The following is an 11708-nucleotide window of genomic DNA, read 5'->3' on the forward strand; positions in this document are numbered from 1 at the left end:
GCCCTCCGGACGTTCCCATGAGGCTTTTCGTGGCGCTCGTGCCGCCGCCGGACGTCCTGGACGAGCTGGAGGAGGCCGTCCTCCCGCATCACGACGCGATTCCCGAGCTGAGATGGGTCCGGCGCGAGCTGCTCCACGTCACGCTGACGTTCCTCGGTGAGGTGGACGACCGCACCCTCGACCGGCTCCTTCCCCGGCTGGAACGGGCCGTCGGCCGCCACGAGCGGATGTCGCTGTCGCTGGCGGGCGCGGGCGCGTTCCCCGGCAGCGGCGCGCACGCCCGCGTCCTGTGGACGGGCCTGTTCGGCGACCGCCGCCGCATCGCGCGGCTCGCGGCGTCCACCACCGCCGCCGGGCGCCGCGTCGGGACGCTGCCCGACAAGCACCGCGGCTTCCGCCCCCACCTGACCCTGGCCCGCTCCAGGAAGCCCGTGGACGTGCGGCCCCTCGTGGAGTCGCTGTCGGCGTTCGCGGGCGCCGCGTGGACGGCCGACTCCGTCCACCTGATGCTCAGCCACCTCCCCGGCAAGGACTACAGCCAGGTAAGGTACGAGTCGCTGAAGACGTGGTCGCTGCGTCAGAGTTCGGGTGGCGGGGGTGCGGGCAGGTCCGCGTCCGGCGGCCCCCAGGGGATGCCGTAGCGTTCACAGGCCCGGCGCAGCTCGTCCAGGTCGGGCGGGAACGTGACCTGGCGCAGCACCCGGCCGGACGGCCCCCACACCACGAGGCGCGGCATCCGCTCACGCGCCTCGTCGATGCCGACGCCGCCGATGCGGTCGCGGGGCAGGTCCCACTCGACCCTGCCGCGCCTGGTCACGACCGCGAGCCCCGCGGACGACACGCGCAGCTGTGAACGGTTGCGGTCGTAGAGCCAGTAGCCGGCGAGCCCGATGACGAGCCCCGCGGGCACCGACCAGCTCGCCGTGGCGTTGAAACCGCCCAGTTCTGGGCCGAGCCACACCGCGCCCAGCAGCGCGACGGCCTCGCACAGCAGCACGCTCATCGCGTACGTCCCCGCACGGGATCGGCGGGTCGCGTCCAGCAGCGCGCCCGGCGCGGTCGCCGGGCCGGGCGGCGGCGGGACGGAGAAGGTGAAGTCCTGCTCGCCGGGAGGTTCCGGCCGGCGCGCCGCGCCCTCCTGCCCGGCGCTCTGCGCGGGCAGCGCGGCGGTCGCCGGTTCGGGCTCGGCCACCGGCTCCGGGCCGGTGAGCGTGGACACGGCCGAGTGGAACGCGGCGCTCATGTAGGCGTCGTACTCGGCGTCGTTGACCGGCAGCCCGGCGCGGCGGGCCGAGTCGCGCAGGTCGGTCCGGGAGATCCGCAGCGCCGACAGGGGCGCGGCGAAGAACTCGTCGCCGTCGGTGTCGTACAGCCGGACCCACGCGTGCCCGGCGATGGTCAGCAGCTCGATGGCGCCGATACGGTCCTCGGGCATCTTCAGCACGACGTCCCCGGCGGCGTCGGCCCAGCCGAGCCCGCCGTCGGCGACGACCAGCCGGCCGCCCGGCACCTGCGCGAAGATCTCCGGGAGCCCCTCCAACCCGTACTCGGGACGGCGCGGCGCCCGCGCCCCCGGCGTGATCACCCGGTAGCCGTGGTCGTCGAGGGCGTGCGCGAGCTGGAAGCCGTCGAGTCCGTGCGCGGGCAGCCGGGCGACGAGCTCCAGCCGGTGCCCGAACGCGAGCGCGGCGAGGTCGGCGCGGCGCGGATCGCCGCTCACCGGGTCCAGGCGCAGCCCCGGGCCGACGACGACCGCGGCGACGTCCCCGGCCCGCAGGTCCTGGGTCTCGCGGCGGCGGCCGGGGCGGGTCCGCACCCGCAGCCGCTCCGCCGTGATCGTCCAGCGGATCTGCGCGGCGCGCAGCAGCCGGCGGCGGGCCATGAGGACACCCGCGATCGCGGCGAACACCCAGCAGCCGGCCGCGAGCCTGGCGCCGAACTCGCCGGTGCCGTCCACCGCGATCCGGACGATCATCACGGCGCCGAGCAGGGCGATCAGCGTGCCGAGGAGCACGATCCGGCGGCGGCTCGGCAGCGGCTCCGGGGTGTCCAGCCGGTGCTCCGCGCCGGTCCCGCCCCGGCCCTTCCCCCGGCCGGCGGGCCGGCCGCGCTCATCGGCCCGCGGGCCGGACGGCTCGTGGGCGGCGGCCAGCAGGGCCGCCTCCTGGTCGAGGAGGCGCTTCTCCGCGGCGTGGTCGCGCGGTAGGGCGCTCCCCCCTGGGGCGTCGTCGTCCAGCCCTGGGACGCGCATGGCTTCGTCCAGCGCGGGGTCGAGCATGTCGGTCGCCTCGCCGTCCAGAACGTGGACGGGGATCCCCAGCCGGCGGGCGGTCACGAACACGGCGAGGGGCTCCATCCCCATCGCGGTCATCCCGCCCACCGAGGTACGCCCGAACCGGTGGAACACGGTCAGCACGCCGTCGCCGGTGGTGATGGCCAGCGCGTCGATACGGGACCGCTCGTAGGAGACCATCGTCTGACCGTCCGGCGCGATCCGCTCCAGACCGGCCGCGGACAGCCGCCAGTACGGCCGGGGGCGCCTGCGGCGCACCTCCGGGGCCGCGCCGAGCACCCACGGAACGGCGGCGACGACACCGATCAGCGTCACCCACAGCCACACCGGGCGGATCGGCATCAGCGCCAGCGCCACCGCCAGAAGAGCGAACGGACCGGCGGCGACGGGACGCCAACGGCCACCGGGGCCCGCGAGACCCACCAGCTCATGCTCCACAGTCCGCATCCTCACACGGGTCCCCGCGGGACCGTCGCCTCCTTCCGGCAACTGGACGCCCACCGACACCGACTTCCATCGTGCCGGTCAGGTCGCCCCATCACTCCCGTCACCCGTTTACCTACTACCCCTCTCCCCGCTTGCGGAGCAGCCCGTAACCGACGGCGGCGGCGATGGCCAGCGCCAGGAACAGGCCTGTCCTGGTGTTGGAGGCGTCCTTGCCCTCCTCGCCGGCGTCGCCCGGCGTCCCCGCGTTCTCCGGCGACGGCGCCTGTGCCGGCGCGCGGGAAGGCAGCGCCTCCGCCGGGAGCGGGATCCGGTACACCGGCTGGCTCGTTCCCTCCGACCCCGCCAGGAGGGCCGTGCCGTCGGCGGTGTAGGTCACCGACTCGCCCTGCTTCTGCGCCGGCAGGCCGACCGACGTCAGCGACCTGCCGGGGGAGCCGTCCGGGTTCACCGCGTAGAGGCGGGCGCCGAGGTAGGTCCGGATGACGCAGGTCCGCCCGTCGGGGGAGAACGCGCCGCCGGTCGCGATGGGCGGGGCGCCGGAGACCTCCCGCACGACGTTGAATCCGCGGGTCCGCAGCCGCGCCGGGGCCTCGTACACCTTGCCGCCGAACAGCTTGCTGGCGAGGTAGAGCCGGTTGGTCTTCGGGTTGATCATCAGGGTCTCGGCGTTGCGCGGCCCGTCCGCGTACTTGATCTTGAAGGCGGTGGCGCGGACGGTCTGGCTCCGCAGCCGGGCCGGCTCCGGGATGCGGTACACGGTCACGTACGGCCACGCGCCGCCGAGGTTGTCGCCGATGTCCCCGACGAAGATCGCGGGGCGGCCGCGCTCGTCCTGGCCGACCGCTATGTCCTCCCAGTCGCGGGCGTTCGCGCCGCCGAGGGTCAGCACGGCCCGCACGCTCCCGTCCGGGCCGAGCGCGAAGATCGCCGGGACGTCGCCCGAGTCGTTGTGCGTGTAGACGACGCCCTTGTGGCGCCGGCTGACCGCCAGGCCGCTCGACTCGGTGATCCGCTCGTCCCGGATCGTGAAGGCCACCTGCTCCTCCGCGGACGCGGGGGACGGCAGCCAGACGAACGCCCCCGCCAGGGCCAGCGCTGCACCGGCACGGGCCGCGCGGGACCGGGCACGGCAGGATCGGGCACCGTGGGATCGGGCACCGCGGGATCGGGCGGAACGAAAGGGACACGCACGGCACCGTGACATGGCCTGATCATCCCCGTTCCGCGCCGCGCCGCTCGTCCGCCCCGCGCGATCGGCCTCAGCCCGCGCCATCAGGAGAGCAGCGCACCGAGGACCACGGTCAGCACGAGCGCGGTCAGCACGGTGGGAAGCAGCCATCGGGGCGCGCGGTTCACGCTGCCGAGCTTATTCGGCTCCGTGCCCGGCGCGAACCGCCCGCCCATGATCTGCATCTCATCCAGCATGTGCGGATTGTTCGGGATGGTGCGCTCACCGTTCGCCGCCGACGCGGGACCGGCGTCGGACGTGTTCGTCACGCTGGGCATGCTCGCGGAGGAGCGCGGCACGGACTCGGCGGGGCTGGCCCTCCTCGGCGGCTGGCCCGGCCTCGGCGGCGCGGCCTTCGGCGCCGGGACCGGGTGCGGGGACGGCAGCCGCGTGCTGGCGGGACGCGGCCGCTTCTCGGCCCTCTGGCGGCCGGAGCTCCTCCCCGAGCTGGACCGCGCGCCGGTCGTCCTCGGCCACACCCGCTGGGCCACGCAGGGCTCCCCGGCCCACCCGGCGAACGCCAGCCCGATGGCCGTCCCGGCGGCGGGGGACCGGGGCGCCGCGATCGTGGCCACGCACAACGGCGACATCGACGCGGGCGACCTGCGGTCGCGGCACACGCTGCCGCCCGCGTCCGGGACGACCGACAGCGAGCCCGTCTTCCAGCTCCTCGCCGGCTGCGCCGACGCGTCCGCCGTGACCGGCGTGCTGGAAACCGTGGTCGGGCGCGCCGCGCTGGCCTGGGTCCACCGGAACCGCCCGACAGAGGTGCATCTGGCCCGTGCCGCGCTCAGCCCCCTGACCATCGCCGTCGACACCGAGCAGAACATCTACTGGGCGTCCAACCCGCGCTGGTTCCGGGAGGCGGAGGAGCACACGCGGGTGCGGTTCGCGACCGTCGTCATGCTCCGCGAAGGCACCTACCTCAAGGTCGGCATGGAGCGGCGCCCCGGACGCCGTGACCGGCCCGAAGTGCTGGCCACGGCGACCTTCCTGCCCACGGCCCGCGACACCGACATGGACGACCGCGTCTGGACGGGCTTCACCACCGCCGACGAGCAGTGCGACCGCGCCGGCCTGCGCCACCGCGTCGTGCAGCGCCCAGGGGGCACCGCCCCGGTCCCGACCGCCGCCTGACCGGCCCCGAACTACAGCCGTTCGACGACGTAGTCGACGCAGGCGGTCAGGGCTTCGACGTCGTCGGGGTCGATGGCGGGGAACATGCCGATGCGGAGCTGGTTGCGGCCCAGCTTCCGGTAGGGCTCGGTGTCCACGATGCCGTTGGCGCGCAGGATCTTGGCGACGGCCGCCGCGTCCACGTCGTCGTTGAAGTCGACCGTGCCGACCACCTGGGAACGCTGCGCCGGGTCCACGACGAACGGCGTCGTGTAGGCGGTCTTCTCCGCCCACGTGTAGAGCCGCTGGGACGAGTCGGCCGTCCGGGACGTGGTCCAGTCCAGACCGCCCTGGGCGTTCATCCACTCGACCTGCTCGGCGAAGAGCAGCAGCGTCGCCACGGCGGGGGTGTTGTAGGTCTGGTCCTTGGCGGAGTTGTCCCGGGCGGTCTTCAGGTTGAGGGACTCCGGGACGTGCCGGTCGGACATGGCGATCTCTTCGATCCGCTCCAGCGCCGCCGGGGACGCGAGCGCCACCCAGAGGCCGCCGTCCGCGGCGAAGCACTTCTGCGGCGCGAAGTAGTAGACGTCGGTCTCGGCCACGTCCAGGGGCAGGCCGCCCGCGCCGGAGGTGGCGTCCACCAGCACGAGCCCGTCGCGGGCGGTCGTGCCCGCGGGACGCCGGATCGGCATCGCGACACCGGTCGAGGTCTCGTTGTGCGTGAGGGCGTAGGCGTCCACGTCCTCCTCGGCCGACGCCTCCGGGTGGGACCCGGGCGGGCTCGAGATGACGGTCGGCTCGCCCAGCCACGGCGCGCTCGTGGTGACCTTGGCGAACTTGCTGGAGAACTCGCCGAACGTCAGGTGCTGCGAGCGCTGCCGGACGAGACCGAACGCGGCGGCGTCCCAGAACGCGGTGGTGCCGCCGTTGCCGAGCAGGACCTCGTACCCCTCGGGCAGCGAGAACAGCTGCGCCAGCCCCTCGCGGACCCGTCCGACCAGGGACTTGACCGGCTTCTGCCGGTGCGAGGTCCCCATGTAGGTGGCGCCGGACTCGGCGAGCGCGGCCAACTGCTCGGGACGGACCTTCGACGGGCCGCATCCGAAGCGGCCGTCGGCGGGCTTGAGATCGGCGGGAATGTCGATGTTGGGATCAGCGCTGTCGGTCACTCGCAAAAGGCTACTTCACCCGCCGTGCGGCCCACGCAAGCAGGGTCGCAAGCGCGATTGTGCAAATCCCCGCGATGACCAGCGGCGGGTAGATCCAGTCGTCGCCCCGGGAGCGCGCCGTCAGGGCGGTGCGGACGGAGTCGTAGGCCAGGAACGCCAGGAGCAGCGCGGCGAGCGCGGCGGCGATCCGGCCCGACGCGGCGTTGGTCCGGCGGCGGCGCTCCTCCCGCTCCGCCTCGTAACGCCGCAGCTCCGCGGCCGCATCGGCCTGCCGCGGCCCGGACGTTCCGGCGGGCCGCGGCGCGCCCGCGTCCGCGGCGGGGCCGATGTCGCCTTCGAGTGGTTCGTCCTCCGCAGCAACACCCATGGCGCCAATCATTGCAAAAGGAGCAAGGTGGCTGACTTTCGTCGCCGGTGGCATGTTCAGTGGAAAACTTCGATCCTTTCGGGAAGCCGCGGCGTCGAAGTGCCGAGGAGCCGCGATCGGTGGAGGACGGCGACGGGAAGCGAGGGTAGGCGCATGGCGGGCGATGGCGACCGGACCTTGAGCGAGGATCGGCTGCGCGGGGTGCTCGACCTGTTCGAACGGCTGCGGGAACGGCCGCCGTGGCGATGGCGGGAGCGGCTGCGGCCGCTGCTCCTGCTGCTCGGCCCCGCCCGCGCCACCTCGCACGTCGCCGAACTGCTCAAGTCCCGCTGCGAGGACGAGCGCGCCCCGGTCTCGCACATCGCGGCCGACACCCCGGCCACCGACGTCGCGGGCGTCCTCCGGGAGGCCAAGCGGGAGTTATCGCAGCCCAGCAGCCGCGGCCGGGGAGAGCCGCCGCTGCGCTTCCCGCTGCTGGAGATGGCGCTGTGGCTGCGCGACCTGCGGGACATCCGGCTGGCCGGGGACCGCCCGCCGCCACGCGGCGCCTCGTCCGCCGAGCGGGAGAACCACCGGCTCGTCCGGCGGCTCACGCATCCGCCGGTCGGCGACAACGAGAACGCGCGCCGCCGCGAGCTCAACCGGGTGATCCGCCGGCGCGGCCGGGACGTCCTGCGCGACCTGGAGGAGCGGCCCAGCCGGTCCGCGGCGTTCCTGTCGTTCCTGGAGCAGATCGCCCCGCTCGGCGTCGCGGTCGTCGCGCTGGTCAGCGCCGGGACGGCCGCGGCCATCGACCTGGCCACGGCCGTGTTCGCCGCCGTGGTCGGGCTGGCGTTCGTCGCAGTGCAGATCGTCGCCAGGACGCGCGGCTGGTACGGGGTGCGCCGGTACGGCTGGTTCCTCCGCCAGCCGTACGTCGACCGCGACTCCACCGGCTTCCTCGGCTTCGCGCTGGGCGTGTTCGACCCGCGCCCGGTCGAGCCCGACGACCACGGGGAGCAGCTCGACCTGCTGCTCGTCGCCGCGTTCCTGGAGGACCTGCGCCGCAACTACCGGCGCGACTACCGGCGGGCGGCGTGGGCGCGGGTCCGCTACCCCGTGCTGATCCTGGAGCACCTGCCGGCGGGGCATCCGGGCGTGCCGCTCATCGAGCTGGTCGAGCGGGTCCGCGCCGACAGCCAGGCCGACGAACGGCTCCCCGGTTTCGACCCGCTCGTCGTCGTCGCCGGCGTCGACCCGGCCACGCCCGCCGAGGACGGGCCGTCCGCCCCGTCCGGCAGGAGGCTCGTCGACCGGATCGCGCAGGCGGTGCGCGTGGACATGGCGTCCGGCGAGCCGCAGAGCGTCGTCGCCGCACGCGGCCTCTGGGACCGGTACGCCCGCGAGCAGCGCCGCGTCGGCGCCCTCGGCTCCCGCCGGGAGCTGCGCGTCGACATCGGCCGCGACCCGGGCGGCGACCTGCCGCCCGTCCGGCCCGTGCGGCGCCGCCCCCGGCTCGCGCACCCCGCGCTGCCGTGGATCGCGATGGTCGCGGTCGCGGCGGCGTCCATCACGGTGGTCTCCGTCCAGGTGGCGAGGTACTGCTCGGCGTTCGAGATCGCGAGGACCGACAACGGGGAGTGCGTCGGCATCACCGACGGATCGTTCCGCTTCGGAGAGGACTCCGGGGGCAGGAACAACGACAACCGGCTGAACAAGGTGCTCGACGAGATCCAGACGCTGAACGACCACGTCCTGGAGTCCGGCAAGCCGTACGCGACGGTCGTCTACCTCGGCCCCGTGACCGCCGACCCGTCCATCAAGAACCACCGGATCGACCTGCTCGCCGGGGTCCAGGGCGAGCTGATCGGGCTGGCCATCGCGCAGAAGCGGTTCAACGACTCCGCCGAGGGCGACGACCTGCGGCTGCGGGTGCTGATCGCCAACGCCGGCGCGCGGTTCCGCTACGCGGTGCGGGTCGCCGAACAGATCCGCGAGCGGGCGCTGGCGGACCGCTCCATCGTCGCGGTGATCGGCTTCGAGCAGAGCCGCCGGCAGACCCAGGAGGCGATCAGGCTGCTGGCCAAGTCGGCGCTGCCGCTGGTCGGCACGGCCAACAGCTACGACGGCACGGCCCTGCTCGACGGGGACGCGGGCTACTCGCCCTACTACTTCCGGCTGGCCTCCCCGAACTCGCGGACCGCCCGGCACGCCGCCTACTGGGCGCGCAACGGGCACATCGGCCGGCGGGCGGAGGACGCGGTCGTCATCTACAACGACCAGCCCGACGACCTGTACAGCGAGAACCTCGCCACCAGGTTCGCGGAGGCGTTCGGCGCCCGCAGGGTGCGCATGCGGCCGTACGACAACTCCGGCGAACTCGACAAGGCCGTCCGCGAGGCGTGCCACGACCAGCCCGACATGTTCTACTACGCCGGGCGGTCGGACGAGTTCCGCTCGTTCATCAACGTCCTGGAGCTGTCCTGCCCCAGGAGGCCGCTGGTCATGGCCGACGACGAGATCGCCAAGTACGTCAGCGACAACGCCACCGAGATCGGCCGCAAGAACACGTTCGACCTGTACTTCACGCCGCTCGCGGCCAGGGAGGCGTGGACGTGGCGCTGGATCGGCGACCAGGCGCCGCAGACGTTCTACTCGGACTACGACCCCGCCGTCCGGGAGATGACGGACGAGAACAACCGGGGCCAGCAGCCCTCGATCACCCGCGCCGCCGTCGCCTACGACGCGGCCACCCTCGTCGCGACCGTGGCGAGCAAGGTGTTCTGGCAGGAGCAGGCGCGGCCCTCGGCCGGATCGGTGTTCGCCGCGCTCAACGACCCCGACCACGACGTCCTGCGGAACGGGGCGAGCGGCGTCATCCGCTTCAGCACCCGCGGCACCGGCCACCGGGTCGTCGACAAGCCGGTCCTGCTCGCGACGATCCAGCCGGACGGCACCACGGAGGTCAAGCAGGTCTGCGGCCGCCTCGTCGCCGGCGAGCAGGGCAAAGCCGACTGTCCTTGATCGTTTCGCCGCGGCCTTCGGACGCGATCGCGAGGGTCCGGGTCGCTACAGGGGGCGGGGACCGGCATCCGTCCCCGGCCCTCGTCGTCCGGGAGCCGGACGGGTCCGGCTACCCGGGACGACGTGGGAGTTCAGTGGTGAGGGGCGGGGGGTGAGGGTGTCGGGGTCAGCCCGCGGGCTTCAGGGTCGCCGCTCCGTCCACCTGGTCGATGGAGCGGGTGCCCGGGCCGGTGTACTTGGCGCTTGGGCGGACCAGGCGTCCGGTGCGCTTCTGCTCCAGGATGTGCGCGGCCCATCCGGCGGTGCGACCGCAGGTGAACATCGCGGGCATCATCGCGGTCGGGACCTCGGCGAAGTCGAGGATGACCGCGGCCCAGAACTCCACGTTGGTCTCGATCGGGCGGTCCGGGCGGCGCTCGCGGAGTTCGGCGAGGGCGGCGTCCTCCAGGGCCTTCGCGGCCTCGAAGCGGGGGGCGCCCAGTTCCTTGGCGGTGCGGCGCAGCACGCGGGCGCGCGGGTCCTCGGCGCGGTAGACGCGGTGGCCGAAGCCCATCAGCCGGTCACCGGAGTCGAGGATGTCGGTGACGACCTTCCGGGCGTCGCCGAGCTGCTCGACCTTCTCGATCATCGGCAGGACGCGGGCGGGCGCTCCGCCGTGCAGCGGACCCGACATGGCGCCGATCGCGCCCGACACCGCGGCCGCGACGTCCGCGCCGGTCGAGGCGATCACCCGCGCGGTGAAGGTGGAGGCGTTCATGCCGTGCTCGGCGGCCGAGACCCAGTACGCGTCGATGGCCCGGACGTGCTTCGGGTCGGGCTCACCGCGCCAGCGGACCATGAACCGCTCGGTGATCGTCGTCGCGGCGTTGATCCTGTCCTGCGGGACCATCGGTACGCCGACGCCGCGTGCGGACTGGGCGACGAACGACAGCGCCGTCACCGACACCCGGGCGAGGTCGGCGCGGGCCTCCTCGTCGGAGATGTCGAGCAGCGGGCGCATGCCGTACGCGGGGGCGAGGGTGGGGAGGGCGCTCTGCACGTCCACCCGGACGTCGCCGGAGGTGACCGGGAGGACGTGCGGGTCCGCGGGGGCGAGGCCCGGGTCGAAGCTGTCGTCCACCAGGAGGCCCCAGGCGTCGCCGAAGGAGACGCGGCCGACGAGTTCCTCGATGTCGACGCCCCGGTAGCGGAGGGCGCCGCCCTCCTTGTCCGGTTCGGCGATCTCGGTCTCGAAGGCCACGACCCCCTCGAGACCAGGTTTGAAGTCGGACATGTCGTCCTGCCTTTCGTCCCCAAGAGTGATAAGGCGGTGCCGTGCCATTGAACCCTGTCCGCCTTACTTGCCAGTACCCAGGGGTCAGGTGAGTTGCACAAGTCCCAGGTGAGAGGCTCTGACGCTGTGGATTCCCCAACGCCCGATCCCGCACGGCTCCGAAGATCCTATGAAGGGGGCGAATTGGCGGAGCCTTCGCTCCCCGCCGATCCGCTGGCGCTGTTCGCCGCCTGGTTCGCCGACGTCCACACCTTCGGGCTCGCCGAGCCGAACGCGATGGTGCTCGCCACGGCGTCCGGTGACGGCGTGCCGAGCGCCCGGACGGTCCTGCTCAAGGGGTACGGGCCGCGAGGTTTCCGCTTCTTCACGAACCTGACGTCCGACAAGGGGCGGGACCTGGCGGCGAACCCGCGTGCGGCGCTGGTCTTCCCCTGGCACGCGATGCACCGGCAGGTCCGTGTCGCCGGTCCGGTGGCCGAGCTGACGCGGGACGAGGTCGCCGCCTACTTCCGGACGCGCCCGTACGGGTCGCGGATCGGCGCGTGGGCCAGTGAGCACCAGTCCGGTGTCATCCCCGGACGGGACGGGCTGGAGCACCGCTATGCCGAGCTCGCCGGACGCTGGCCGGACGCGGAGGGGGCCGACGACGTCCCGCTGCCGGACTTCTGGGGCGGCTACCGGGTCGTTCCGGAATCGATCGAGTTCTGGCAGGGGCGGCGGGATCGGCTGCACGATCGGATCCGGTATCTAAGAGCGGTTCCGGGGGGTGTGGGGGGTCGTCCCCCCTCGGGTGAGAGGGCGGTTCCGGGGGG

Annotated in this window: 10 protein-coding genes; 4 read left to right on the plus strand and 6 right to left on the minus strand. The window is 73.6% G+C overall.

Annotated elements, in window-relative coordinates:
• The first annotated feature begins 17 nt into the window (after positions 1-17).
• Positions 18-641, plus strand: a complete 624-nt coding sequence (gene thpR / locus E1289_RS21785) for an RNA 2',3'-cyclic phosphodiesterase (RefSeq protein ID WP_131983000.1) — start codon at positions 18-20, stop codon at positions 639-641.
• Here thpR and E1289_RS21790 read toward each other — a convergent pair.
• The 3 genes from E1289_RS21790 to E1289_RS38310 all read right to left on the minus strand — a co-directional run bounded on the left by E1289_RS21790 (position 578) and on the right by E1289_RS38310 (position 4165).
• Positions 578-2731: a hypothetical protein gene (locus tag E1289_RS21790; RefSeq protein WP_131983002.1), complete on the minus strand. Its 2154-nt coding sequence runs from the start codon at positions 2729-2731 to the stop codon at positions 578-580. The genes thpR and E1289_RS21790 overlap by 64 nt on opposite strands.
• Positions 2732-2855: 124 nt before the next feature.
• Positions 2856-3776: a hypothetical protein gene (locus tag E1289_RS21795; RefSeq protein WP_207929077.1), complete on the minus strand. Its 921-nt coding sequence runs from the start codon at positions 3774-3776 to the stop codon at positions 2856-2858.
• A 236-nt stretch (positions 3777-4012) separates the two neighbouring features.
• Entirely contained in the window at positions 4013-4165 is a 153-nt protein-coding gene (locus E1289_RS38310) for a hypothetical protein (protein ID WP_165970569.1), read from the minus strand.
• A gap of 16 nt (positions 4166-4181) precedes the next feature.
• Between E1289_RS38310 and E1289_RS21800 the strand changes: the two genes are divergently transcribed.
• The gene (locus E1289_RS21800) at positions 4182-5105 is read left to right on the plus strand and encodes a hypothetical protein (protein WP_165970570.1); all 924 of its coding nucleotides are present in this window, start codon (positions 4182-4184) and stop codon (positions 5103-5105) included.
• Positions 5106-5116: 11 nt separating this feature from the next.
• Here the strand turns inward: E1289_RS21800 and serC are convergent, their stop codons facing one another.
• On the minus strand, positions 5117-6253 hold the full coding sequence (serC, locus tag E1289_RS21805) for a phosphoserine transaminase (RefSeq protein WP_131983007.1): 1137 nt from the start codon (positions 6251-6253) through the stop codon (positions 5117-5119).
• A gap of 10 nt (positions 6254-6263) precedes the next feature.
• Positions 6264-6620: a hypothetical protein gene (locus E1289_RS21810; protein WP_131983009.1), complete on the minus strand. Its 357-nt coding sequence runs from the start codon at positions 6618-6620 to the stop codon at positions 6264-6266.
• A gap of 153 nt (positions 6621-6773) precedes the next feature.
• Between E1289_RS21810 and E1289_RS21815 the strand changes: the two genes are divergently transcribed.
• The gene (locus E1289_RS21815; protein ID WP_131983011.1) at positions 6774-9623 is read left to right on the plus strand and encodes an ABC transporter substrate-binding protein; all 2850 of its coding nucleotides are present in this window, start codon (positions 6774-6776) and stop codon (positions 9621-9623) included.
• A gap of 166 nt (positions 9624-9789) precedes the next feature.
• Here E1289_RS21815 and E1289_RS21820 read toward each other — a convergent pair whose 3' ends face one another.
• The gene (locus tag E1289_RS21820; RefSeq protein ID WP_131983013.1) at positions 9790-10896 is read right to left on the minus strand and encodes a citrate synthase 2; all 1107 of its coding nucleotides are present in this window, start codon (positions 10894-10896) and stop codon (positions 9790-9792) included.
• Positions 10897-11079: 183 nt separating this feature from the next.
• On the opposite strand from E1289_RS21820, the gene pdxH reads away from it, so the two are divergent.
• On the plus strand, positions 11080-11708 hold a 629-nt coding region (pdxH, locus tag E1289_RS21825), incomplete at its 3' end, for a pyridoxamine 5'-phosphate oxidase (protein WP_243713043.1).

This window comes from Actinomadura sp. 6K520 (assembly GCF_004349245.1).
In the GTDB taxonomy this organism is placed as follows: Bacteria; Actinomycetota; Actinomycetes; order Streptosporangiales; family Streptosporangiaceae; genus Spirillospora.

Bases quoted from the DNA above. Each gene is read 5' to 3' on its own strand.
- thpR (WP_131983000.1), top strand. From the start codon at position 18: ATGAGGCTTTTCGTGGCGCTCGTGCCGCCGCCGGACGTCCTGGACGAG.
- E1289_RS38310 (WP_165970569.1), bottom strand. From the start codon at position 4,165: ATGCTGGATGAGATGCAGATCATGGGCGGGCGGTTCGCGCCGGGCACG.
- E1289_RS21800 (WP_165970570.1), top strand. From the start codon at position 4,182: ATGGTGCGCTCACCGTTCGCCGCCGACGCGGGACCGGCGTCGGACGTG.
- E1289_RS21810 (WP_131983009.1), bottom strand. From the start codon at position 6,620: ATGGGTGTTGCTGCGGAGGACGAACCACTCGAAGGCGACATCGGCCCC.
- E1289_RS21815 (WP_131983011.1), top strand. From the start codon at position 6,774: ATGGCGGGCGATGGCGACCGGACCTTGAGCGAGGATCGGCTGCGCGGG.
- E1289_RS21820 (WP_131983013.1), bottom strand. From the start codon at position 10,896: ATGTCCGACTTCAAACCTGGTCTCGAGGGGGTCGTGGCCTTCGAGACC.